Annotated in this window: 13 protein-coding genes; 7 read left to right on the top strand and 6 right to left on the bottom strand. The window is 35.6% G+C overall.

What is annotated here, in order from left to right; genetic code table 11:
- The first annotated feature begins 1 nt into the window (after position 1).
- From ACR1PN_RS17015 to yidC, 3 genes are all read left to right on the top strand, one after another.
- Entirely contained in the window at positions 2–571 is a 570-nt protein-coding gene (locus tag ACR1PN_RS17015) for a YceI family protein (RefSeq protein ID WP_433980994.1), read from the top strand.
- A gap of 173 nt (positions 572–744) precedes the next feature.
- Positions 745–2,352, top strand: coding sequence for a CTP synthase (locus ACR1PN_RS17020; protein ID WP_378182880.1), 1,608 nt, complete (start codon positions 745–747; stop codon positions 2,350–2,352).
- Positions 2,353–2,531: 179 nt separating this feature from the next.
- Positions 2,532–4,352 (top strand): membrane protein insertase YidC, encoded by a 1,821-nt coding sequence (yidC, locus tag ACR1PN_RS17025; protein WP_433980995.1) that lies wholly within the window; start codon positions 2,532–2,534, stop codon positions 4,350–4,352.
- A gap of 254 nt (positions 4,353–4,606) precedes the next feature.
- On the opposite strand, the gene ACR1PN_RS17030 is transcribed toward yidC, so the two are convergent.
- Positions 4,607–5,191, bottom strand: a complete 585-nt coding sequence (locus ACR1PN_RS17030; RefSeq protein ID WP_433980996.1) for a ribonuclease HII — start codon at positions 5,189–5,191, stop codon at positions 4,607–4,609.
- A gap of 135 nt (positions 5,192–5,326) precedes the next feature.
- Between ACR1PN_RS17030 and ACR1PN_RS17035 the strand changes: the two genes are divergently transcribed.
- The 3 genes from ACR1PN_RS17035 to argS all read left to right on the top strand — a co-directional run bounded on the left by ACR1PN_RS17035 (position 5,327) and on the right by argS (position 12,021).
- The gene (locus tag ACR1PN_RS17035) at positions 5,327–8,254 is read left to right on the top strand and encodes a SusC/RagA family TonB-linked outer membrane protein (protein ID WP_433980997.1); all 2,928 of its coding nucleotides are present in this window, start codon (positions 5,327–5,329) and stop codon (positions 8,252–8,254) included.
- 5 nt (positions 8,255–8,259) lie between these two features.
- On the top strand, positions 8,260–9,825 hold the full coding sequence (locus ACR1PN_RS17040; RefSeq protein ID WP_433980998.1) for a SusD/RagB family nutrient-binding outer membrane lipoprotein: 1,566 nt from the start codon (positions 8,260–8,262) through the stop codon (positions 9,823–9,825).
- Positions 9,826–9,909: 84 nt separating this feature from the next.
- Complete coding sequence (argS, locus tag ACR1PN_RS17045; protein ID WP_433980999.1) at positions 9,910–12,021, top strand: arginine--tRNA ligase; 2,112 nt, start codon at positions 9,910–9,912, stop codon at positions 12,019–12,021.
- A gap of 38 nt (positions 12,022–12,059) precedes the next feature.
- Here the strand turns inward: argS and ACR1PN_RS17050 are convergent, their stop codons facing one another.
- The 5 genes from ACR1PN_RS17050 to ccoN all read right to left on the bottom strand — a co-directional run bounded on the left by ACR1PN_RS17050 (position 12,060) and on the right by ccoN (position 24,252).
- Complete coding sequence (locus ACR1PN_RS17050; RefSeq protein ID WP_378182861.1) at positions 12,060–12,989, bottom strand: YihY/virulence factor BrkB family protein; 930 nt, start codon at positions 12,987–12,989, stop codon at positions 12,060–12,062.
- A 163-nt stretch (positions 12,990–13,152) separates the two neighbouring features.
- Positions 13,153–15,504 (bottom strand): BamA/TamA family outer membrane protein, encoded by a 2,352-nt coding sequence (locus ACR1PN_RS17055; RefSeq protein ID WP_433981000.1) that lies wholly within the window; start codon positions 15,502–15,504, stop codon positions 13,153–13,155.
- Between the two features lie 119 nt (positions 15,505–15,623).
- Entirely contained in the window at positions 15,624–20,663 is a 5,040-nt protein-coding gene (locus ACR1PN_RS17060; protein ID WP_433981001.1) for a translocation/assembly module TamB domain-containing protein, read from the bottom strand.
- A 412-nt stretch (positions 20,664–21,075) separates the two neighbouring features.
- Positions 21,076–21,954 (bottom strand): cbb3-type cytochrome c oxidase N-terminal domain-containing protein, encoded by an 879-nt coding sequence (locus tag ACR1PN_RS17065; protein WP_433981002.1) that lies wholly within the window; start codon positions 21,952–21,954, stop codon positions 21,076–21,078.
- Between the two features lie 18 nt (positions 21,955–21,972).
- Positions 21,973–24,252: a cytochrome-c oxidase, cbb3-type subunit I gene (gene ccoN / locus ACR1PN_RS17070; protein ID WP_433981003.1), complete on the bottom strand. Its 2,280-nt coding sequence runs from the start codon at positions 24,250–24,252 to the stop codon at positions 21,973–21,975.
- A gap of 183 nt (positions 24,253–24,435) precedes the next feature.
- Between ccoN and ACR1PN_RS17075 the strand changes: the two genes are divergently transcribed.
- Positions 24,436–24,729: a helix-turn-helix domain-containing protein gene (locus ACR1PN_RS17075; protein WP_433981004.1), complete on the top strand. Its 294-nt coding sequence runs from the start codon at positions 24,436–24,438 to the stop codon at positions 24,727–24,729.
- The last annotated feature ends 1,421 nt before the right edge of the window (positions 24,730–26,150 follow it).

Raw genomic sequence — 26,150 nt, forward strand, 5'->3', positions numbered from 1 at the left:
AATGAAAAAAATAGTATTAAGTTTTGCTTTTGCTCTGGTAAGCATATTTACTTTTGCACAGACTGCTTGGTCTGTTGATCAGGCACACTCATCAATCAACTTCAGTATTAAACATATGGGGATTAGTTTCGTACAGGGAAGATTTGATAGATTCAAAGGTGATGTAGAGTCTCCGAGTGCTAATTTAGATAATGGTTACTTCAATTTTGTGGTAATGACTGGATTTATAAATACAGGCGTTGATATGAGAGATGATCACTTAAAGAGTGCAGATTTCTTTAATGCTGAAAAATTTCCTGAAATACGTTTTCAAAGTGGGGCTTTTACAAAAGAAAAAGGCAATAATTATACTTTAAAGGGTAAATTGACGATTAAAGATGTAACTAAAGAAATTAGTATTCCGGTTACTTTTGGTGGGATTACAAAAAACCAGAAAGGTCAAGAAGTTGCGGGATTACAGGCAAAGTTTACAATAAATCGTCTAGATTACAATATAAAATATGATCCAACAGGGGCTGGTGTTGCAAAAGATGTTGAGGTAAATGCATATTTTGAATTGGTAAAACAATAATTTTCATATATATAATTTGGTTTAGGTGAAGGTTTCTCAAAGTTTTTTTGGGAAGCCTTTTTTCTTATTAATCATAGGCTTTTCGATTAAAATAAACTTAAATTCAAAATTTAAAAGGGAAACAAAATTGCTTTGCATTTCTTTTTCCCCTAACTTTGCACAAACCTAATCTAATGAGTAAAAAGAATACAAAGTACATCTTTGTGACAGGAGGTGTAACTTCATCTTTGGGAAAGGGAATCGTTTCTGCTTCTCTGGGGCTTCTGCTAAAATCGCGCGGCTTTAATGTAACCATCCAAAAACTGGATCCTTATATTAACATCGATCCAGGAACATTAAACCCTTATGAACACGGAGAATGCTATGTAACCGAAGATGGTGCGGAGACGGATCTGGATTTAGGTCACTACGAGCGTTATCTTGATGCGCCAACTTCTCAAAACAACAACGTTACCACAGGGAAAATCTATCAGACTGTTATTGAAAAAGAAAGAAAAGGAGATTTCCTTGGAAAAACAGTACAGGTAATTCCTCACATTACAAACGAAATCAAGCGTAGAATTAAAATTTTATCTAAACAGAACTACGATATCATCATTACAGAGATCGGTGGAACTGTTGGGGATATTGAGTCTTTACCATACATCGAAACTGTTCGCCAGTTGAAATGGGAGTTAGGTGAAAATAATTCTATGGTCATTCACTTAACATTGTTACCATATTTGGCTTCAAGTGGAGAATTAAAAACAAAACCTTCTCAACATTCTGTTCGTCAGTTGATGGAAAGCGGAATTATGGCGGATGTTTTGGTTTGCCGTACCGAACATAAAATCCCGAAAGATCAGAGAGCAAAACTGGCTCAGTTCTGTAATGTTCCTTTGGATAATGTGATTGAATGTAAAGATCTGGAAACTATTTATGAAGTTCCGATGTACCTTCAGAAACAAAACTTTGATGATGTAGTTCTTAAAGAATTGGATCTGAAAAGTGATAAAGAAGCAGACTTAAAAGACTGGAAAACTTTCCTGAAGAAATTCCAGAATCCTAAGAAAACTGTAGAGATTGCTTTGGTTGGAAAATACGTTTCTCTTCAGGATTCATATATTTCAATTGCTGAAGCTTTCAAACATGCAGGTGCAGATTTGGAAACTGAAGTAAAAGTAAGATGGGTTTACAGTGGAGATTTAACCAAAGAAAATATTAAGGAATCTTTAGACGGGGTTTCTGGTATTTTGGTTGCACCAGGATTTGGAGACAGAGGAATTGAAGGAAAAATCCTTACCGCTCAATATGCAAGAGAAAATAAAGTTCCAATGTTGGGAATTTGTCTGGGTATGCAGATTATGACTGTAGAATTTGCAAGAAATGTTCTTGGATATTCTAAAGCAAACTCAATGGAATTTGATACTTCTACACAACATCCTGTTATTTCATTAATGGAAGAACAGAAAAATGTTGTAGACAAAGGGGGGACAATGCGTTTGGGAGCCTGGAAGTGTACTTTGAAAAACGGTTCAAAATTAAACGATATTTATGGAGCGAAAAATATTACCGAAAGACATCGTCACCGATATGAATTCAATAGTGATTACATCGGAGAATTTGAATCTAACGGTTTCCTTGCAACAGGTAGAAACCCGGAAACAGGATTGGTAGAAGCATTAGAAATGCCTGATCATCCTTTCTACGTTGGAGTACAATATCACCCTGAATATAAGAGTACGGTTGCAACACCGCATCCTTTGTTCAGAGCTTTCATTAAAGCATGTTCGTCAAAATAAAGTAATTCTGAAATTACAAACGTCATAGATAAACTCAGACTGATTATTCTCAGCCTGAGTTTATTATATAGTAACACATTATAGTATAGAGTTTTGATAAAAAAACAGTATTTTTGTCGACTCCAAAATATATATCAATTGTTATATATTTAAATAGGTAAAAATTTAATAAAAATAAAATGCAACAGAACAACGGACTCGATAAAAGTCAGATTATCAGTTTTGCGGTTTTATGTTTGGTTCTTTTCGGATTCATGTTTTATTTCCAGAGAAATAGCGCTGAAGAAGAAAAACTGAAAGCTGAACAACAGAAAACAGAACAGGCTAAAAAAGCAGTAACACCTACTCCTGCAGCCAATATCAATCCCAATGTAACTCCGAATTCTATTCAGGTTTCCAATTTGGCAAACAATGAATTGAAACTTGAGTTTTCAAGTTTGGGTGGGCAAGTCTCAAAAGTAGAGCTTCTGAAATACAAAGCTTACGACCACAAAACCGATCAGGCAGATCTTCCGCTTTATTTAATCAATAAAAACAATTCGAGCTACGGTTTTCAGTTTAAAGATAAAACAGGAAAAGTATTCAATACCAAAGATTTAGTGTTCTCTCCGGTGGTTAACGGAAACGTTGCTACTTTAACGGCTAATTACAACGGAGCTACCATTCAGTTTATTTATACTTTAAATAATAATCCAAATGCAGAACTTAAAGATCAATATACTTTAGATTTTAAAGTAAGAACTCAAGGTTTAGCGAATGTAACTTCTGATAATAAAGCAGATTTTATTTGGGATTATAGTGTAAGAAATGTAGAAAAGGGTAGAGCTCAGGAACAGTCTCATTCGGAATTTGCCTATGCTTTCAATAATTATAAAGATTATGATTATGATGGAAGAACAACAATGGAGGAAGACAAAGAAACACTTAACTGGATTGGTGTAAAACAACAGTTTTTCTCTTCTGTCATTGAATCTAAAACAGGTTTCACGCAAAGTAAAGGAAATCAGGAAACGATTGAAGAAGGCGAATATCTGAAAAAATTAAACTTCGAAGGTTTTGTTACCATGAACGGGGGAGAGTTTAATCAGGACTTCACGTGGTATTTTATGCCTTTAGATTTGCCGTTATTAAAGTCTTACGATAAAAACTTTGACGAAATTCTTCCGTTAGGTTGGTCTTTCATCGGGGCCATGAACCGTTATTTCTTCATGTGGTTATATAGTATCATTGCGGGATGGGGATTAACAGCAGGTTGGGTAATTTTCATTATGACAATTATTGTGAAATTAATCTTGTCACCGATTATGTATAAGCAGCATAAATTGAGTGCGATGATGAGAGTGATCCGTCCGGAAATTGATGAGGTCAATGCTAAATTCAAGGACGCAGATCCTATGAAAAAGCAACAGGCTACGATGGAAGTATATAGAAAAGCTGGGGTAAATCAAATGGCTGGATGTCTTCCGGCGTTGGTGCAGATTCCTATTTTCTATGCATTATTCAGATTCTTCCCGAACTTTATCGACTTGAGAGGACAAGGGTTCTGGTTTGCAAAAGATCTTACGGCTTATGATGATTTGATTAAATTACCATTTAAAATTCCTTTCCTGGGAGATCATTTAAGTGTTTTTGCATTGGCTTGTACAGTTGTGATTTTAATTTATACGGTAATGACTTCAGGAAATATGCAGCAACCACAGCAGGAAGGAATGCCAAATATGAAAGTGATTATGTACATTTTCCCAATCACCTTCTTATTCTTCCTGAATACTTCTGCATCAGGTCTATCATGGTATTATTTTGTTTCGAATGCAATCAACATTTTAATCATTCTTGTCATTAAATATGTGATTTTGGATGAGAAGAAAATTCACGCCCAGATTCAGGCGAATAAAGAAAAGCCTAAAGCTGAAGGAAAGTTCCAGAAACGAATGAGAGAAATGATGGAGAAGGCTCAGGAACAGCAGAAAGCACAAGAGCAGAGAAGTAAAAAGAAATAATATTATATTGTAAAAGAGAGAGAAGCTACATAGCTTCTCTTTTTTTATACCATTCTTATCATAGAAAACGAAATTTAGCTTGATTCTTTTAAATAAGATTTTAATCTTGAATTTGAGCTGAAAGTAAAATCTATTTGTAAGTTTAAGTAAATCAATAATTTAATTTCCAATTTGTAACATTTGTTTATTATTTAGAATGATTTTAAATTTCAGTATGAACAATTTTTAACATGACAATTTTCGCTTATGGAAATTTAATCATACTTAAGCCTGAAAGAATGTCTGTGATATTTGGTTATTCCATGCTTTATCAGAGCTTCCTGATGTTTTTTCGTTGCATAACCGAAATTGGTATTCCATCCATATTCGGGATGCTCTTCATGCAGTTTTATCATCAGCTTGTCACGGTAATTTTTTGCTAAAATAGATGCGGCTGCAATTGACAAAACCTTAGAATCTCCTTTAATAATGCATTGGTGAGGAATAAAGTTATAAGGATGAAATTTATTTCCATCAACCAAAATAAGCTCCGGTCTTACTGTCAGTTTATCTAATGCATTGTGCATTGCATGAATGCTCGCATTCAATATGTTATGCTCATCAATGAAAGCGGGAGGAAGTTCTGCAATGGCAAAACACTTCACATTATCTCTGATATAATGATCAAGATCCATCCTTGTTTTGAAGCTTAATTTTTTCGAATCATTTACAAGATTTTGCTCAAACTCTTCATCCAAAATTACAGCCGCAGCAACTACAGGTCCGCTTAAACAACCTCTACCTACTTCATCGCAACCAGCTTCGATGTAATTTTCTGACCATTTTTTTATTAAATCCATAAATTTTAACAGTTTGTCTTTTTAGAAACCGATTAAAAAGGCAAATATTATGTTAACAATAATAATTTTTTTAAATTTTAACAGTTTTATAAAAGAAGTTTTTACAACTTTGTCTTCACAAAATTAAGTATTAATATGAAAAAACTCACATCAGGTGTACTACTTGTAGTACTTTCCTCGTCTTTTGTGGTTGCCCAAGCGCAAGAAACAAAACCGGGAGATACTTTAAAAACACAGGAAATAGAGGGTGTAGTCGTTACTGCACTCGGAATAAAAAGAGAGAAAAAGGCACTTGGTTACGCTTCTCAAGAAATCAAAGGTGATATAATTTCAGATGCAGGACAGACGAATGCGGTAAGTGCATTGTCTGGTAATGTTGCGGGTGTTCAGGTAACTGCACCAAGCACCATGGGAGGATCAACAAGGATCACAATGCGTGGAATCAGTTCAATTACAGGAGAAAACAGACCGTTAATTATTGTAGATGGTGTTCCTTTAGATAACTCCAACGTAAATGATATTGACACACAGAGAGGTGCGGGAGGTAGGGACTATGGAGATGCATCTTTCGATATCAATCCGGATGACATCGAAAGTGTAACGGTTTTAAAAGGTGGACCTGCGGCAGCATTATATGGTTCAAGAGCAGGTAACGGAGCAATTCTTTATACAACAAAATCAGCCAAGAAAGGTCGTACGGACATCCAACTTAATACAGGTGTAGCATTTGAAGATATTTATATTCGTCCAAAACTTCAGAATCTTTACGGTGGCGGTTCTCAGTTTACCTTGCCCACCCAAGATATAAATGGTACAACCTATAATATTCAGGAATATCAAACTGATGCATCTTGGGGCCCAAGATACAATCCGAGCTTGATGTATCTTCCTTGGTATGCATTCGATCCAGAATTTTCCAATGATTATTTAAAACCAGTACCTTTTGTTGCTCCTAATAAAGATGTGGATTCTTTTTTCAATACGGGTGTTGCATATACTAATAACTTATCTGTAGCAAAATCTTTTGGTGACACCAATGTCCGCTTATCTTACACAAATACGAATATTTCCGGGATTGTACCTACATCTAAGATTAAAAAAGATAATTTTAGTATGAATATCAATTCCAAGCTATCAGATAAATTAAAAGCAGATGCAGTACTAAACTATGTCCATACAGAAGGATTTAACCGTCCTGAAATTGGATATGGTGATAACTCAGTAGCGCAGAAGTTTTATCAGTTTGGACAGAGAAATTTGGATTTCGAAAAGCTAAAAGAATACAAATTGGCGGATGGCAGCCAAAGGACATGGAACAGGACTTCGTGGGATAATGCTGCTCCTAAATATTCAGACAACCCATATTGGACTATATATGAAAATACTTCTGCAGACAGTAGACATCGCTTCTTTGGAAATGCAGGATTAACTTATAATTTTGATAAGCATTTTTATGTAACCGGAAAAGTTTATGCTGACACTTATAGCCAAAATATCAGTACTAGGGTAGCTGTAGGTTCCCAAGCAATTTCCAATTATACGATTGAAAAGAGAAATGTTTCAGAATTTAATTACGAAGGTAGAGCACATTATAATAATAATTTTGGCGACTTTAGTTTAAATGCGTTTGCAGGTTTTAATATTAGGGATAACAAAATGAGCTGGCTGAATGGAACTACGGTTGGTGGTCTCATTATCCCTGGTTTGTATAATTTGAATAATGGTGTAGAGAACTCATTAGCTACGAACCGTGAATTTCACTCATCTATTAAAAGTATATTTGGTTCAATATCATTAGGGTATAAAGATATGTTGTTCTTGGAAGCTACAGGAAGAAATGACTGGTTTTCGATGTTAAATGATGATCAATTTTATCCATCTTTAACAGGAAGCTTTGTTTTCTCGCGAGTTTTGAAGACAGATTGGTTATCATTCGGAAAAATTCGTGCAGGGTGGTCTAGTATTGCTTTGGGCACCGATCCTTACAGCAGACTGACTTATACAGAAATTGGTCTTCCTTTTAATGGTTCTCCTCAGTATTCAAATCCAAGTATAAGAAATGATGTAAATATTAAACCTGAACTTAAAGTTACACAAGAATTTGGTGTTGAAGCAAGTTTATTTAAAAATAGATTGAGCTTCGATGTTACTTATTATTCTACTAAATCGAAAGATCTGATTATTGCATTACCGATCGATCCGTCTACGGGTTTCTTGTATCAGAGAATTAATGCAGGGGAAATGACGAACAAAGGTATTGAGGCAATGGTAACGGTTGCACCTGTGCGAAATGAAAATTTTTCTTGGGATTTAACTTGGAATTTTGCTAGAAACCGAAATAAGCTTGTTAATTTATATGGAGACCTTCAAAATTATGTCCTTACTAATGCACCATTTAGAGCTCAGCTCGTTGCTCAAGTAGGGCAGGCTTATGGTACTATACTAGGTACAGATTATGTATACGATGCAAATGGCAACAAAGTGGTAGATGAAAATGGATTTTATAAGGCATCAGAACTCACTTCTCTGGGCTCTATTCTACCTAAGTATAACATGGGTTTTAGAAATACTTTAAAGTATAAATCATTGAGTTTATCATTCCTAATTGATATTCAACAGGGCGGAAAATATTTTTCTACAACAAATATGTGGGGAATGTATTCAGGTATGCTTGAAGAAACTGCACTTGGAGGAAATAGAGAAGCAGGAATTGTTCTTTCCGGCGTGAAAGAAGATGGTACTCCTAACGATATACTTCTTGATGCGCAAACATGGGGAAGTACATACTATAATACTGTTGATGCTCAAAACGTTTTTGACGCAAGTTATGTAAAGTTAAGAGATGTTACAATTGGGTACGACCTTCCGAAATCTTTGATTGGAAATGTCTTCCAAGGAGTACGAATTTCGGCATTTGCCCGAAATTTATTTGCCTGGAATTTAGCAAATAAAGGCATAGATCCTGAAAATACTTCTTATGGTTCTGGAAACATACAGGGAATGGAAGGAGGTTCACTTCCTTCAACAAGAACATTTGGTTTCAATGTTAACTTTAAATTTTAATTAGAATGAAAAAAATAGTTTTAATCTTATCAGTTTCAGCATTTGCATTAATCTCAAATAGTTGCTCAGATCAATTTGATGAAATAGATGTTAATCCCAACTCAACAGATAAACCACTTACATATGGTATTTTCAATAGTGCTAATAAAGAGCTAATGGATAATACCAGAGATGAATGGCAATCAGGTCGAATCGTTTTGCCATGGGTACAATATTCTGCGCAAACCGGCTATACAGAGGAGGATAGATACCAGTATCGGCTTTCAACAGGAGTATCTTTATGGAGCTTTTCGTATAGAGTCGCACAGGATTATAAACAGATTCTGGATTTGAATACCGATCCAACAACTTCAGCACAGATGTCAGCTTATGGTCCTAACAATAATCAAATTGCCGCCGCTAGAGTTATGCTTTCGTACGTTTTTTTAAATTTAGCAGATTCTTTTGGTGATATTCCTTATTATTCTTATGGAAACAAGGATTCTGATTTCCAAGCTTTAAATATAGACGCTACATTACAGCCAAAGTTTGCCAGTCAGCAAAAAGTATATACTGATATTCTTAAGGAATTAAAAGAAGCTTCTGAAATGATCGATGAAAGCAAAGTGGTTTTTACTACAGGAGACGCTCTTTTTGGTTCCGGTGAGAAATTAAAAAAGTTTGCCAATTCTCTTCGTTTACGAGTTGCAACTCGAGTTAAAAATGTGATACCTTCTGCCGCTGGTCACATCACCGATGCGATTGCTTCGGGTGTAATGACATCAAATGATGATACTGTAGGTTTAACCTATGAAAATAATCTAGTAAATCCATCTCCTTTATTTAATGATTTTAGAGAGAGATCAGATTTTGCCATTTCTAAAACCTTTGTCAATTTATTAAAAGGAACTACAGGAAGTTTTGGTTTAGATAAAAGACTTTTCAAATATGCAAGTCCTGTCGGAGCAACACAGACGATGATTTTAAATAATAATGTAACAGAGTCTACGGATCCTGCAGATTATAATGGAATGCCATATGGAATTCCAAGTTCATTGACGGCAAGCCAGACAGCCTCTTCTAATTTTTTTAGTACCAATGTCTTGAAACCTGCATACACTGAAATTTTAATGGAATATGCTGAAGTACAATTCTTATTGGCTGAAGCAAATGGTTGGTCGCAGACAAACTATGTGAATGGAGTAACCGCTTCAATGCAAAGATGGGGTGTAGCCCCTGCAGATATTACTGCTTATGTAAACAATTTGCCACCAGCAAACCAGGCAAATGTGCTTACACAAAAATATATTGCACTATTTATGCAACCGTATGAAGCGTGGGCAGAATACAGAAGAACAGGGTACCCAAATACTTTATTGAAACCTGGCCAAACTGCGAATTTAAATGTGCCGACAACAAGTGGACAAACAACATACACATTTACATCTTTGATTGCCGGACTGACAGATTTGCCAACAAGATTATTTTATCCAACTTCGGTTCAGACTTTGAACACCGCCAACTATCAAGCTGCATCAAGCGCAATTGGCGGCGATAAAATGGATACTAAACTAATTTGGGATACAAATTAATAAACACACCTATTTTAACATTCATATTAAAACCGCCTTAGTGCGGTTTTTTATTTCCGTATATTTGCAATTCAAATTAGAATAATGAATATTAAAGATATCATAGAACAGAAACTGACAGAGGTTATCCTTAATGTCTATCAGCTGAAAGATATAAAGCTTGAAATTCAGGAGAATAAAACCGAGTTTGAAGGCGATTTTACTATTGTTACCTTTCCTTTGGTAAAACAATTGAAAAAAAATCCTGAAAGTATTGGCGTGGAACTAGGAGAAGCTTTAACAACTCAGACCGACTTGTTGGAAAGCTTCAATGTGGTAAAAGGTTTTTTAAATGTAAAAGTTAAAAATCAGTTTTTTGTTGATCAGTTTAAAACGGTAACAGATCAGTTTTCAACGATTGAAAAGAAAAATGCTGCTGTAATGGTAGAATATTCTTCACCGAATACCAATAAACCGCTTCACTTAGGACATGTTAGAAATAATTTATTAGGTTTTTCGGTTGCTCAAATTTTGGAAGAAGCAGGTTATGATGTGATTAAAACACAGATTATCAACGACAGAGGAATACACATCTGTAAATCGATGCTGGCCTGGGAGAAATTTGGAAAAGGAGAAACTCCGGAATCTACTGATACAAAAGGAGACCATTTCGTTGGAAAATATTATGTAGAGTTTGACAAGGAATTGAAAAAGCAGACCAATATTATCTTTAATGATTTTAGAGTAAATAATTTTGAACGTTTTGATACTCCTAAAAAAGAAGAAGTCAAAAGTTTAAACGAAAAAATAGATCTTCTTGAAAATAAGAAAAAAGAAGCCATTCAGATAGCAGATGTATCGGAATTATCTACATTGCATGAAGAGTTTAAAAAACAATTTCAGGCAGCTTTGGATAACGATTCATTGATTTCTGCGGTTCCTAAAAAAGTGGAAGAAATTATTTCTAAAAATGTAGAAGAGAAAATTTCCGATGAAAAAGAAATGGAAATTGTCAGAGCACAGACTAAAACATTTACAGGTTTATTTAAAGAAATCATAGAAATTGAAAGCAAGCTTGAATCTGAAAAATCAAATCTAAAAGAAATCTGCAAGCCGCTTACTGAGATCATGAAAGAAGCTCAGAAAATGTTGTTGGATTGGGAAAACGGAGATGAAAAAGTAAGAAACCTCTGGAACGAAATGAATTCTTGGGTTTATAAAGGTTTCAACGAAACATATAATAGATTAGGAGTAGATTTCGATCAGGTTCAGTACGAAAGCAATACGTATATTTTAGGAAAAGACCTTATTCAGGAAGGCTTAGATAAGGGTGTTCTGTATCAGAAAGAGGATGGCTCGGTGTGGTGTGATTTAACGGATGAAGGTTTAGATCAGAAATTGTTGCTTCGTTCAGACGGAACTTCTGTATATATGACACAAGATTTGGGAACGGCCGTAGAACGTTTCAAAGAAAATAATATTCAGAAATTAATTTATACGGTAGGAAACGAGCAGGATTATCACTTCCAGGTTTTATTTAAAATTTTAGGAAAATTGGGATATGAATGGGCAGATCAGCTATATCATTTATCTTACGGAATGGTTGAGCTTCCGAATGGAAAAATGAAATCCCGTGAAGGAACAGTTGTAGATGCAGATGATCTGATGCAGGAAATGCATGACATTGCCAAAGCTAAATCTGAAGAGTTAGGAAAGCTTGAAAATTTAACGGCAGAAGAAAAAGAAAAAAACTACGAAAATGTAGGAATGGGGGCATTGAAGTATTTCATGCTGAAAGTTGATCCAAAGAAAAAAATGCTTTTCAATCCTGAAGAAAGTATCGATTTTAATGGAAACACAGGACCTTTTATTCAATATACTTACGCACGTATTCAATCGTTACTGATTAAAGCCAATTACCTTTACAGAGAAGTTTCAGATGTAGAATTGAATCAGTCTGAAAAAGAATTGATCGTACAGCTCGGTAATTATAAGTCAGTAGTTGAAAAAGCGGCGGAAGTCTTAAGTCCGGCTTTAGTGGCAAATTATGTTTATGATTTGGTTAAAACTTATAACTCGTTCTATCAAAGTAATCCGATTTTAAATCAGGAAGATGAAAATCTAAAGCAGATGCGCCTGAATTTATCAAACCTTACCGCAAGAACGATACAGAAATCACTAAGTTTATTAGGAATAGAAACTGTAAACAGAATGTAAAAACTAATCCTCCTGAAATTTTCGGGAGGATTTTTATTTTAAATCTTATTCTCGTTTTGAACCTGACTGTCACGATACAGCTTTGCGCTGCTCCATTTCGCATGTTTTGAAGGAATGATCTTGTAGCCTTTTTTGTATGTGTAAACTTTGGTGAATTCGGCACCGAAAAAGATCAGCATACAAGAATAATTGATCCACATCATAATTAAAATCACTGTTCCTGCAGTCCCAAATGCTGAGGTTGGTTTAAACTGACTGAAATAAAGGCTCAGTAAAAATTTACCCAACGTGAAAAGAAAGGCTGTAAGAATTGCACCTTTCCACACAGATCTCCAGCTGATTTCTGCATCCGGAAGCACTTTAAACATTAATGCAAACAGTACGACCACTACTGCAAAACCTACCGCAAAATTGATGATTTCAACGATCAGATAGGTTTCCAGGCCGAAATAGGTCGTAATAAAATTATTGAAAAGGCTGATCAGGGAAGACAAAACCATTGTAATCATCAGTAAGAAGCCTAAAATAAGAATCATACCTAAAGAGTTAGCGCGATCCAGAAGAAATTTCACCAATGCTTTTTTAGGTGCGGCTTCCACTTCCCAAAGATTGTTCAAAGATTTTTGTAACTGGAAGAACAGGGTAGTGGAACCATAAACCAATGATCCGACTCCCACGATTTTCATGAAAATATTTTCTTTATCAATCAATGCCCCGGCAATCATATCCTGAATACTTTTGGCAACATCCTGTCCCATGAGTCCTATAATCTGGGTGCTGATTTGTCCTCGAATGGCTTCTTCACCAAAAAAATATCCGGCAATCCAGATAATAATGATCAATAAACCGGGAATAGAGAAAATGGCATAATACGCCAAACTCGCAGAATCATTAGATGCGGATGAATTATTCCATTCTGTAAAGGTTTCTTTAGCTGTTTCCCAGAAAAATTTTAGTTCTTTTAGCATGATTTGGTGTGTTTAGATCGATCAGTATTAAGTTTAGACAAAACCAATCTTATGGTTCCTAATTAAAAACGGGCTAAAGCCCGTTCTTATTAAATTATTCAAGTTTTAAACCAAAGTTTAAAAAATTCTACTAAAAGTAAAAATCAGGTAATCTTTACCACCATTAGAATGGATAGCCAATGGCAATATTTAAAATCAGATTATCTCTTCTCCATGCTCCACTTCCAAAATTGATCTTATCAAAGGTCCACCGGTCGCCTTTTTCATAGTATGGAACTCTCAATGGCATTGCTAAATCGAGTCTTAGAATCAGTATAGAAAAGTCTAGCCTTAAACCAACTCCTGCACCGACAGCAATTTCGCTTAAAAATTCCTTGGAGAATTTTCCACCCGGTCTGGTATTTTTACCATTATCATCAAACTCATCGTTAATTAACCAGATATTTCCGGCATCTACGAATGCGGCAACGTTTAAGAATTTAAACAGATTGGCTCTGTATTCTGCATTCATTTCAAGCTTAACATCTCCGGCCTGATCAAAAATCGCTCTTGTTGAGTTTTCTGTTCTCGGGTCATAGCTTCCCGGTCCTAAAGTTCTGGCACGGAATGCTCTGATACTGTTACTTCCGCCCACAAAAAACTGCCGTGCAAAAGGAATGTGTTCAGAATTTCCATAGGGAATGGCAACTCCTGCAATCAGTCTTGTTGCTAAAGATGTTTTTTCGGTAAACTTGTGATAAAAACGCACATCGTTTTCAATCTTGGCATACTGGCTGAAAGGAATTCCGAAAATTGTTTTCTCTTTTCCTTCTTTTGCGTTAGCTCCTGTAACTAAACCTGTTATATTTCCTGCTAAATCCAGCATTCCTTTATAATAGAAGGTATTTTTTCTCGGAAGCATGGTGGTAGAGTAAGTGTAAGAATAGGTAGGGCCAAAAATTAATTGCCGGTCTGTAATTCTTTGAAGATAAGGATTATTGGCAGCTAGAGAATCAAACTTCGGAGTTACCTTTGCCGGATCAATTAATGAAACATCAATCACATTCAGCTCATGCTCTTTTCTCACATTTTCTTTCCACTGATAGCCAAAAGACGCATTGAACGTATTTAAAGTATATAAAGTTGTTCTGTTTTGAAATTCATATCCTAACTTAATATTGGTTCTTGGGACAAAAGCACTCGAAGAATTAAAGCGGAACGGCGCAACAATTCTGGGAATCGAAAGCTGTGCATTGGCTCCCGCTCTGAAAATATTTTCTGCATCAGCGGGCCCTCCAATTTGTACATCAAACGCCCCATAAACTGATGCTTTAAATTGCTCTGCTCCACGGAAAAAGTTTCTCTGGGTCCAGTTTAAATTCAATTCACTACCTGCATAATTGGCGGAATTGGTTCTTCCCAAAGCTTCCAGGCGTAATGACTGAAGTTCTCTTGGGGTAAGAATATAATAAGCATCAAACTTATGATTTAGAGAATCTGATACCACAAATTCATTCTTTACAAATTTGAAAACACCGAGACTGATCAATCTGTTTAATGAAAGATTATGGTCTTTGCGGTTATATAAATCTCCTTTTTCAAAATATAAAGCACGGTCGAAAACCCTTGGCTTGAATTTTTTCTGCGGATCAACGACATAAATATCATTATATTCATAACCTTTCAGAGAATCAGGATTCATCGGTACACTGTATTTGCCTCTTTTTACATCCCGAAGATTGTAATTGGGAAAAACAATAACTTTATCAATGGTAAACTGCTCTTTGGCTAATTGTGGAGTATTGTCTTTTAATTTTACAATAAGCTCGACATCATTTTTCTTCTTGCTTACGGTACTGTCTGCCTGAACGATAATGTTGTCCGGATTAAAATAGTAAAATCCTCTGTCTTTCAGCCCGTCATCAATCCTTTGTCTTTCAGCTTTAATCACATCCAGATCAAACGGATTTCCTGCTTTTAAACGTGTCCTGTCTTTTAAAACCTGAATTTCTTTATTGATTTCCGAAGAATCTGCAGGAAAGCTGACATTGCTGATTAAATATCTTCCGCCCGGATTTAAAGTATAAATAACCTTTGCTTTTTTATTTTTTGAAACGGTATCATATTTAGCTCTTGCATTAAAGTAGCCTTTATTTTCTGAATAATTAACAATAATATCTTTATTGAACTCTCTGTCAACATCGCCGAGCAAGACTGGTTCTTCCCCGAATTTATATTTCAGCCAGTATCTTAGTCCTTTCTCTTTCTTCGGTTCTTTGGTTACATTATATGCATATAACTTCGGTCTTAAACCTAAAAATGAGGAGTTTGGTTTCGGAGTAAGATTTTCTTTAATGGCAGATTCCAGCTCAGATTTTTCTTTTTTAGATAAAGAATCGCTTTCTATTTTTACTTCAGCTCCTGTATAAAGAAGCTGTCCTTCTTTCAGGAATTTGGTGTTGCTACAGGATATAATTGTCGCAGTAACCCCTGAAACCAAAAAATATTTACAGTATATGTTGAGTTTGTTTTTCATGTTTTAATAATTGTCTTTTTCAAAGGGCGGAATTTAAATTCTTTCCTGAGTGAAACGCCTTTGCGAACTTATACCACAGTTAGTAGTGAAAAAACCTTTGCGCTCTTTGCGTTAAAATTTTATTTGAATTCTACCACTTCTTTATCCTTATTTCTTTTGTTCTGAATGCCTTCTCTGTTTCGGTTATTTCTTGATTTTCTGAAAATATCCCTAAACTTGTCATAATCAAGTGTAATCACAAAACCAAGTCCTGTTTCTACGATTTGACCCTGAAGCGCAACCTGGTATTCATTCTTACGGTATGCTCTCAGAGTGTATCTCCCGTCTTTTGAAAGGGCATAATCTATTGTTACATCACCTGCAATATTGGTGGTGTTTTCATTTTGTCTTGCTTCGCCTTCCACCCCGAAATTAGATCCGACAGAAACTTTTAATCTGTCATTCAGTAGTTTCTTGCTGATGTCAACATTCAGGTCGGTTCTTGTGTTTTGTTTTCCGGTCGAATAATCTTCGGTAGATTCAAGATCAAAATTTAGATCAACCCCTTTTATTAAATCGGAAGCCAGATTATTAATTTGCTGCGAAAGAATTTTACTCACACTTTGTCTCGCCATTGTTTCTGCAGATAAGCCGGAATTGCTTTCGAAAGGATTTTCACCAATAAAACGGTTCAGTAAAAGCAATGCAAAAACCTGTTTGTTCATTTCGTTTTCATCTTCTCTCAGCTGGGCGAGTTTGCCTTCTACAGTTTCGGTTACAGCAGAAGAAACCGCATTATTTTTTTCGTCGGTTGTAATATCAAAACTGATAACAGGTTTTAATAATTCGCCTTTCAGAATCAATAATGTATTGAAAGGAATCCTTTGTTTAAACTGATTGAGCTCATTTTGATCAACCTGCTGCTCCACCAAATCGATTGGTGCAGTCTGCGTCTTATAAATGGCGGTAATATCAAGATTTGCGGTAGTAGGTTCTCCTGTCCAGGTAATTGTACTTCCTTTTTGAATGTCAAATTTCCTTTTCAGAACGCTTACCGACATTTCGTAGCTTCCTTTTTCAACCTGATAGACACCGACTAAAGTTGTTTTCCCTGAAGGATCAATTCCACCCGTCAAATCGGCTTCACCCTGAAGTTTTACAAAATCTCCGTTGGCTTTATCAATGATGATCGACATTTTTGCTTCTTTGCTCAGTTCGATATTCACATTTACATCCATTCCTTTGATCGGACTTTGCGAATCAATCGAATCTGCTTTAATGGTTTTGTTTAAAGCAACCTGATCCTGGTCGATAAACTCTACAATGCCGTCTCTTTCCTGCAATGAAGGCGAAGATTGAGGAAGGACAAAAGTGAAATCAGTATCATCCGAAACCGCCAATCGTCCGTCAACTTTCGGTAAGTCTAAATTTCCTTTGACCTGTAATGCTGCATCGATTGACAGAATTCCATACATTAAAGCATCATTTGATTTTTCTGAATTCACCACTTTGAAATCTTTGGCATCAACATCAAGATTAAATGCAAAATCACGATAGGTCTGTGTTAAAACCTGCCCGTCGATTTTTAAAGAATTTCCGTCTTTATCATTAATTTTAAAATTGTCAAACTCAATTCCTCTATTGGTAAATCCGATTTTATCGTTAATGTTTCTGAAATCACTTCCGGTTTGAGCAATCATTAATCCGACATTATTCATTTTTACATCACCTAAGATTTTCGGTGCCGTTGTTGTTCCGGTAATTTTTAAATCTCCCGAAAGATAGCCTTCCGTATTGGTAATCGCATTTGCGGTAAAGCCCTGCAAGGTTTTCATTTGAAGCTGATTCATGTTTAAATTTAAATCAAAGCTGCTCGATGAAGTATTGTAATTTCCTAAGATTTTCACATCATTATTGTTTCCAGAAAGTGCAATATCTGCGTTCAGAAGATTCGCTGACTGATTATTAACTTTAATATCAAGATTTCCGACAGGATTTCCAAATACAAACAAATCGGTCACGTCAATATCGGAAGTGAAGGTCATGTTTTTGGTTAAATCTCTCAGTTGAGCCGTTCCATTGATCGTTCCTTTCGCTAAAAGTGAATCTTTCTTGATAATTTCTGTAATGGTTTCAATTTTAAAATCTTTCAAAGAAACATTCAGCGGACTTGTTGGTGAACTGCTTTCAGACTGTAAAGAAATTTCCGCTCCCGAATTGGAAAGTCTGAAATTATCTGCCACAATTCCCTGGCTGAAAATCTGGATTTTGTTGTTTTCAGCAACCGTCCAATCCATATAATTCAGTTTTAAACCATTCGGATTTAAAGAAATCTCCGTAATGTCATTCATCGATTTTGCATTTCCGGCAATCAGGAACTGTGTTGCGTCCTTATCATCTTTTGTGGTAATATTATAATTAATGATATTGTTGGCAACATCACCATTGATATTGACTTTATTTAAAGCAAAACTTTCACTTTTTAATGCTGCAACATTTAGATCATATTGTAAAGCCTGATTCTGATTGGCAATTTTTAAACTTGTATTTTCCAGAGAATTGGTTCCATACAAAACTTGTGGAATTTTTGCGTCAAGCTCAATAATTTGCGAATCTGCATTGTAATTTCCAATAATATTAATGGTTTCAAAACTCTTTAAATCCGGAACAAATTTTCTGATGAGATCGTCATTTTTAATGGATGCATTGATGGTAAAAAACTGTCCTGCATCAATTTTTTGAGCTTTTCCAGGTTTTTGGAACTGATAATATTGATTAACCGTTTGTGATAAAGCTCCGAAAATCTGAGTCAGTTTATATTTTCCGTTCAATTCGACATCCGCAATCTGTGAGTTGAATTTTATTAAAGTTGAATCTGCTGTAGAAACCGCATTCAGTTTGATTTCCTGAAGCGGATACACTTCTTTTGTATCTGAAATGGCAAAATCCTGTAAGTTCAGATATCCATTTAAATTATCAGGATCCAGATTTTTAAAATCTCCGTCAATTCCACCGGCGATAATCATTGGCGAACTGTAAAATCCGAGTTTGTTTAAATCTAATTTATTGATTTTTCCATTCACTTTTACCGTCGGATTATCATTGAAAACTCCGGAAGCGGCAAGATGTAAATTGGCATTCGGATCTTTTGAGTTTAAATCAATATCATAAGCGCCACGATTGATTTTCCCTTTCAGATTCATATTCTGATAAGTATAACCGTTGTATGTTGCAGATTGTACATCTCCTGAAAGATTCGCAGACATCATTTTCGGATCAAAACCTTGTCCTTTTGCATTGATTTTCGCTGTAATACTTCCTAAATATTTATTCTGAATGATTTTTCCGATCTGTAAACTTTGCAGGTTGGCTTTTACATCAAAAGTTTCTCTGTTTTTTCTTCTGATATCGGCTTTTGCAATTACGGCCGCGTTTCCTAAAGTGGAAGTCAGACGTAAATTGGTATCAAAAATCTGAGTACTTCCTTTTGCAGTTCCACGAATGGTCATGAAAGAAGGCAAAGTAATATTATTTGGAATCGTATTTTTCGGAACTAAATTGTAAATCGTTTTTGAAGCAGTAGAAAGTTCGGCAACATTTAAATCATAATACAATTGATCCGGATTCATCGCGTTTTTGATTTTTCCTGAAGCCAAAACTCTGAGTTTATCCAATCCTGAAACTTTTAAATTCTGAATCGATAAATCATTTACTGTTCCTCTTATGAAAGCATTTACATTTAAAGTTGCGTTCGGATATTTATTGAATGGCGCGGTGTTTCTTAAAGTCGGAGCCAAATTTAAAATATCAGAAAAACCAATCTTAGAATCACGGATGTCGGCGGAAATTTTTACTGCTCCCAAATTTGAAGATAATTGCTCGATTGAATTATAATTTAAAACCACTTCATCTCTTAAAATTGTTTTCGGAGTCTGCAGATAAAGGTTTTTCAGATAGGCTTCTTTTTCAGCATAAACAAAATCGGTATTGAATTTTTGTACATTCAAACCTCTTGATTCCTGAATTTCCGCTGATTTTACAGAACCTGCAAAACCGTTGTTTTCCATTTTAAAATTTCGGACATCGAGATTTAATTTAGCAAAATTAAGATGGTTAAAATCCATTCCTGATCGGGTAGGAGCAATTGCTGTGTTGTTGTAAGCTACTTTTACATCATCCAAAAGAAGTTTTCCCAAAATAACTTTCAAGGCCTTTTCTTTTGCGACACTTTTTGAAACTTCCGGTTTTTCTTCGTTTTTAGGATTTGCATTGTCTGTTGGAAGGAACAGGTTAGCATTAATATTTGCTCTCTTCAGATAAACATTCCCAACATTGTAATCGTTGTTTTCCAGATCGATGCTGTTGACTTTCGTGCTCAACTCCTTAAACAGAACTTTTGCAAAAGTTTTGGTGTTGTCATCGCCATAATCAATGTCGAAATTGGTGAGTTTAATTCCGTTTAAACCTAATTTCATCTGCTTTTTCTGATTGAGAGAATCTACTTTTTCTTCAACATTCTTGGCAACTTCCTCTACCAAATCCTGTTTAAGTTTTAATTTTAATCCGTCAAGATTAATATCATTTACAGCGTAATTGTTGTTTTGGAGGTCAAAAGTTTTAACTCTCGTATCGAATGATTTAAAATAAGCCTGAATATCATTTCGGGATTGCTGATCGTTGAAAGTAATCCCAATATCCTTCAGTTTAATTTTATCTAATGAAATAATGAAGGGCTTTGAAGGTTTTTGCTCCTGTTCCTTATCAGAAGTTGCGAACGCATCAATAATATAATCAAAATTGAATTTTCCCTGCGGATTTCTGACAACATTTGCACGAACGCCTTCTAAATCAATCGAAGTGAGATCAGCTTTGGAATTAATCAGTTGCCACATATCTAAACCGACATCGAATTTCTTTACTGCTAAAAGCGTATCGATATTCTGACCTTTCAGATACAGGTTTTCCATCACAAGACTGTTCGGAAAGCCAATATAAACCTTATCGAGACTTACTTTGGTTTTAATTTTTTTCTCCAGGTAGACAATCAATTTATCTTTTACATAATTCTGAACAGCGGGAAGTCTTAAGCTTAAAATGAGCAGAATAATTAAAACAAGAATAGAGATTATTGTAATAACAATACCTCTGAGAATTTTTCGTTTATTGAATTTCAGTTTCAAAATTTGGTGATTTAGACAGGTTTACAATACTTTTAGGGTGTTGGCGAACCGTTTTTTCATCATTGTGTAATTGTTGCTTACTGTCTTATATCTTTAAAATTTGAAGTTTGATGAGCTTTACCATGATTAATTTTTTTTAAAATCCTGTAGAAAAGACTTTTTTTGAGAGTTATTCAGCAATATGTTTGCCAACAAAGACTATCTAGGGAAATTTAATGTAAATGTGGTATCTGTTTTGAACGACAAAAACCTGCTCAGTGAACAGGTTTTTGTGTTGATGTATGCCTCAGTTGATGTTAAATATTATGGAAATATTTAAGTGAATAGGTTTTCAGATGTTAGTTGAGTTACAACCGCGGCATCCATCTGATGGAGATTCAATTCATAGTTAAATATATTTAGATGAGTTATTTTATTCCTGCCATTTTGCAATTTCGCCTTGTGGAGCAGCACCGCCTTGTTTTTCGGTAATTGGCGCTTTTTCCTGATTGATATGATAGATATAGGAAGCAATTTTTTCGGCATCTCTTCCTGTAATCGTTCCTTCCTTGATGAATGGTCGCATTGTCGGATTGTTTGGTGAACCGTTTTCAAGCATCCAGAAAACATTTTTAAACAAACTTTTTTCTTTGATATTAATCCAGTGTGTGTCTGTTAAGTTCGGACCAATTCCACCTTTTCCGCCGTCTCCGTGGCAGGTTACACAATTGGTTTTAAATAATTGTTCACCTTCCGAAACGTAATCTGAACTGTATTTTGCAGTTTCGAGATTGATTGCAGGAGCTGTTTTTTCGTATTCTTCGATGGAAGCTAACTGCATTTTAGATTCTTTATCATATTCTATGTCGGGATGAGCGTAGTCTGTGAAAGCAAATGCAATCATGTAAACTGCACAGAAGATAATTCCGAAATAGAAAAGACCAATCCACCATTTGGGTAAAGAGTTGTCGAGCTCAGTAATTCCGTCGAATCCATGGTCGATCAGAATATCTTTTTCTTCAGACTGTGACTGTTTTTTGAAAGCCGAATTCCAAAGCTTCTGAAAATATGGAGTGGTTTTCTCGGTAATATAGTTTTGTTTTTCTTCATCGGTCAGCCTCCTGAATCTTTCGTTTTCTACCAAATCTCCGATAGAATTCATGATGAGCAGTAAAATCGTAATAATAATCAGCAATGCCCAGAAAAAAGGTGTAGAAAAATAGTTGGAATCCTGTGCGAACATTTCGAACGCCATCACCGTAACGCCTATCGTTATGGCAATATATATAGATATAGGAGTTCTTGTTTTCATTTTAATTGATATTTAAAATTAATCTACACTTGCTGTTTTTATTTCTGCGGTCTTAATGTCTGTTCCCAATCTTTGCAGATAGGCAATCATGGCGATAATTTCTCTTTGCTCCATCGGAACGAAATGGTTTCCTTTTGCGACTTTCTCTTTTTCCATCTGGTCTTTTACATCGGTTGCTTCAGCATAAATTCTTTTCACAATAGCTTTAGACTGATGATCTGCCCATTGGTTGGCTGAATCGATTTGTGCTTTTGTATAAGGAACATCAAATGTATTTTTCATCAAAGACATTTTATCTGTCATTCTTGAGCGGTCAAGCTTATTGGTAATCAACCAAGGGAAACGTGGCATAATCGAACCTGCAGACGTAATTCTAGGATTGTACATGTGTTTAAAGTGCCATGAATCGGGATTTCTTGCTCCTTCTCTGTGAAGATCCGGTCCTGTTCTTTTTGAACCCCATAAAAATGGTCTGTCATAAATAAATTCCCCGGCTTTAGAATATTGTCCGTTTTTCCCGTCAAATCTGTTGACTTCATCACGGAAAGGTCTTATCATCTGTGAGTGGCAAGAATTACAGCCTTCTCTTATATACAGATCTCTTCCTTCTAATTCTAATGGTGAATAAGGTTTTACAGCAGATATAATCGGTAAGTTGCTTTTCACAGTTAATGTTGGAACAATTTCTACCAATCCACCGATGGCAATGGCTACGAAAGCGAGTATTGATAATAGGTGAGGAGTTCTTTCCAGCCAGAGATGCACTCCTTCGCCTTCTTTTCTTGCGCTTCCAACATTGGCTAAAGCCGGAGCTTCTGCAGGAACTTCTTTCTGGAATTTTCCTGATTTAATGGTTTTGTAAACATTTACCACCATTAAAATTGCTCCCCCCAGATAAAATAATCCGCCTAAAAATCTCATTTTAAAGTAGGGAATGATCGCAGTAACCGTATCCAGCCAGTTTTTCCATAATAAAGTTCCGTCTGGATTGAACTGTTTCCACATTAAGCCTTGTGTAAATCCGGCAATATACATTGGTACGGCGTAGAAAATAATTCCTAAAGTTCCCAGCCAGAAATGCCAGTTGGCTAATTTTTTAGACCAAAGTTCAGTCTTCCACATAATCGGAATCAGATAATACACCACTCCGAAAGCCATAAAACCATTCCATCCCAAAGCACCCAAGTGAACGTGACCAATCACCCAGTCGGTGTAATGTCCGATTTTATTTAAAGATTTTGTTGCTAAAAGCGGTCCCTCAAAAGTTGCCATTCCATAACAGGTTACTGCGACTACGAAGAATTTAAGAATAGGATTTTCTCTTACTTTATCCCAGGCTCCTCTTAAAGTTAATAATCCATTCAGCATTCCACCCCAAGACGGAGCAATCAACATAATTGAGAAACCTGTTCCCACCGCTTGAGCCCATGCCGGAAGTGCGGTATATTGTAAATGATGCGGTCCTGCCCAAAGATAAACGAAGATCAACGACCAAAAGTGAATGATAGAAAGTTTATATGAAAACACTGGTCTGTTAGCTGCTTTAGGCATAAAATAATACATTAAGCCTAAAACTGGAGTTGTCAAAACGAATGCAACTGCATTATGGCCATACCACCATTGAACCAATGCGTCTTTTACTCCTGCATAAGCAGAATAGGATTTCCAGCTTGTGAATGATAACGGAACTTCAAGATTATTAAAGATATGAAGCATCGCAACTGCAATCCATGTGGCAATGTAAAACCAAATCGCTACATATAAATGACGGACTCTTCTTTTGACAATCGTTCCAAACATATTGATTCCGAAAATAACCCAAGAGAAAGTGATTAAAATATCAATCGGCCACTCGTGTTCCGCATATTCTTTTGAAGTATTGATTCCCATTAAGAAAGTAATCACCACCGCAATAATCATAATTTGCCATGTCCAGAAATGGATCCATGAAAGGGTATCGCTGTACATTCTTGTTTTAAGCAATCTCTGCATACTATAATAAGCGCCACAGAAGAAAGAATTACAGACAAAGGCGAAAATCACCGCACTCGTATGAAGCATTCTGATTCTTCCAAAACCTAAAGCGCCCTGAGAGTTAATCAATCCCTGAATGTTTCCGCTTCGTAAACTCTGAATGGTCGTATCATCGGTTCCGAATAAAAATTCAGGCAACTCCGGATAAAAAAGCATCAAAGCGGCAGTTAATCCTAAAATAAAACCAATAATTCCGAATACAATAGTAGCATAGAGGAATGCTCTGACAATATTATTGTCATAATGAAATTTCTGCGTCTCCATAAGTCTTATATCTTGCAGCGAACAATATTTTTCGTTGAATTTCCCTTCAGCAAGGGTTTTGCTTACCCGAAAGTAAATATCATGCTGCGTGTGTAATGTTTTGACAAAGGTATTTACTAACTTTGTCTGAGGCTATTAGATATACTTCTAAAATATACCGAAAACTACTAAAGCAATTGTGAGATGAAGATTTGTGGACAAAATATCAGGAAAATAAGACGCGAACGTGACCTTACCCAGGAATACATGGCATTCGAAATGGGAATTTCACAAAAAGCATATTCAGATATAGAAAACTCCAAAGTGAAAATCAATCTCGAGATTCTCACCAAAATTTCTGACATCCTTAATATAAAGCCATCCGACATCTGCAGTATTTCTCATAAATGCGGTAATAATGATTACGAGGATAAATACAATGAACTGATAGAATACATGAAAAAGAATAATATTGCCCTTCCGGATAATTTACAGTAATCTTTACTTTATACAAGGGTGTTCCATATTTTTTCTGGGGTATTTTTTTTTCAGGAGCTATTTCCCGCTCTCCACTGTATCTTTTGCTCTTCGTTCCTCATCACAAAAGGATGCCGTTTCGATCGGGGCTATGGTGGTAGTGTTTGTAAAAGCAAATTTTGTTGTTAATTTAAATTGATGATCTGATTATTTTACAAAACACACTTCCCAGTATTCAGCTCCTACGGAGCTGAACCTTTGTAGAAAAGAATACACCAAAAAATTATATCTCCATTAGGAGCGGCACATAATCTCACCTCTCTTTGCTACTCTTGCTTAAACAATATTCTTTCCAGTTCGATTCACCCCAATCCTCCCCATATTCAGCTCCTCCGGAGCTGCCTTTTATAGGATGATGATGGCCAATAGATTTTTAAGCTCCATCGGAGCGACACGCAAAATAGCCTTCTTATCAATGTTCTGTTTAAAAAAAATGCTTTCCACTGCATCTCGTCCAAATCTTCCTTCACTATCAGCCTGCGATACCACGTATCTCGAACCCCGCCTCCCGTACCACGTCCCTTATTCTAAAACTCGTATCCCCGCATCCTGTATCAAAATAACCATCTTTCATGTCCATCCCCAATCCTCACGCCCTCAAACCCACACACATATTTTTTGCTTCCTTGCTGAAAAACCCGCATCCTGTATTTAATATATTTCTTTCATCATCTCGGATTTCACCCTTCAGTTTTAAACTTGATGTCCCTTGTTCCAATTTCAACCCTTCAACATTAAACTTTCACCCCCAACCCTGAACTTTGAATCCTGAATCCTTACGATTAAACATTAGTTTAAAATTTTCCCACCACAGAACCAGCAAGTTAAGATTAAATATGAATTAAAATTAAACTTTATGTTAAATAAATTAGGATTGTATAGGTAAAAGTTTCTACTTTTGCCGCACTGAAAACGAGAGTTTGTAGGTAGCGCAGAAGAGCTTTTAGATAAGCAGATAACATTAAGGAATCACTTTTATTAGAGATGGGATTATAAATATAACGCATCATATAATAAAGAAACAAATCGAAAAAAAACTTTTAATTTTCAGAAATAAAAGTTGTGAGTTTTAAAAAGATTTGTATCTTTGCAGTCCGGTAAAACGGGAGCAGGAGTGAGGTTGAGAGAATGGAAACAAGAATTTAAGGTCATCAAAAAACTTTAAAATTTCTTTCAGAAACATTTGGTCAATTAAAAATAAGTTATTACTTTTGCACTCGCAAATACGGAGCGAAACTGACAGAAAAGTAGCGATGTAAAAAAAGCGGAAGATTTGAAGATCATTGACATACAATATAACAACCAAGTAAGGAAAAACTAAAGCGTTAAAAAACTTTGAGTGAGTCAAGAACAAACATACAATGGAGAGTTTGATCCTGGCT

The organism is Chryseobacterium sp. RLHN22, from assembly GCF_051011795.1.
GTDB lineage: Bacteria > Bacteroidota > Bacteroidia > Flavobacteriales > Weeksellaceae > Chryseobacterium > Chryseobacterium zhengzhouense.

What these genes read in the sequence shown, in the direction of transcription:
- ACR1PN_RS17015 (WP_433980994.1), top strand. Translation starts at nt 2, where the DNA reads ATGAAAAAAATAGTATTAAGTTTTGCTTTTGCTCTGGTAAGCATATTT.
- ACR1PN_RS17020 (WP_378182880.1), top strand. Translation starts at nt 745, where the DNA reads ATGAGTAAAAAGAATACAAAGTACATCTTTGTGACAGGAGGTGTAACT.
- yidC (WP_433980995.1), top strand. Translation starts at nt 2,532, where the DNA reads ATGCAACAGAACAACGGACTCGATAAAAGTCAGATTATCAGTTTTGCG.
- ACR1PN_RS17030 (WP_433980996.1), bottom strand. Translation starts at nt 5,191, where the DNA reads ATGGATTTAATAAAAAAATGGTCAGAAAATTACATCGAAGCTGGTTGC.
- ACR1PN_RS17035 (WP_433980997.1), top strand. Translation starts at nt 5,327, where the DNA reads ATGAAAAAACTCACATCAGGTGTACTACTTGTAGTACTTTCCTCGTCT.
- ACR1PN_RS17040 (WP_433980998.1), top strand. Translation starts at nt 8,260, where the DNA reads ATGAAAAAAATAGTTTTAATCTTATCAGTTTCAGCATTTGCATTAATC.
- argS (WP_433980999.1), top strand. Translation starts at nt 9,910, where the DNA reads ATGAATATTAAAGATATCATAGAACAGAAACTGACAGAGGTTATCCTT.
- ACR1PN_RS17050 (WP_378182861.1), bottom strand. Translation starts at nt 12,989, where the DNA reads ATGCTAAAAGAACTAAAATTTTTCTGGGAAACAGCTAAAGAAACCTTT.
- ACR1PN_RS17055 (WP_433981000.1), bottom strand. Translation starts at nt 15,504, where the DNA reads ATGAAAAACAAACTCAACATATACTGTAAATATTTTTTGGTTTCAGGG.
- ACR1PN_RS17065 (WP_433981002.1), bottom strand. Translation starts at nt 21,954, where the DNA reads ATGAAAACAAGAACTCCTATATCTATATATATTGCCATAACGATAGGC.
- ccoN (WP_433981003.1), bottom strand. Translation starts at nt 24,252, where the DNA reads ATGGAGACGCAGAAATTTCATTATGACAATAATATTGTCAGAGCATTC.
- ACR1PN_RS17075 (WP_433981004.1), top strand. Translation starts at nt 24,436, where the DNA reads ATGAAGATTTGTGGACAAAATATCAGGAAAATAAGACGCGAACGTGAC.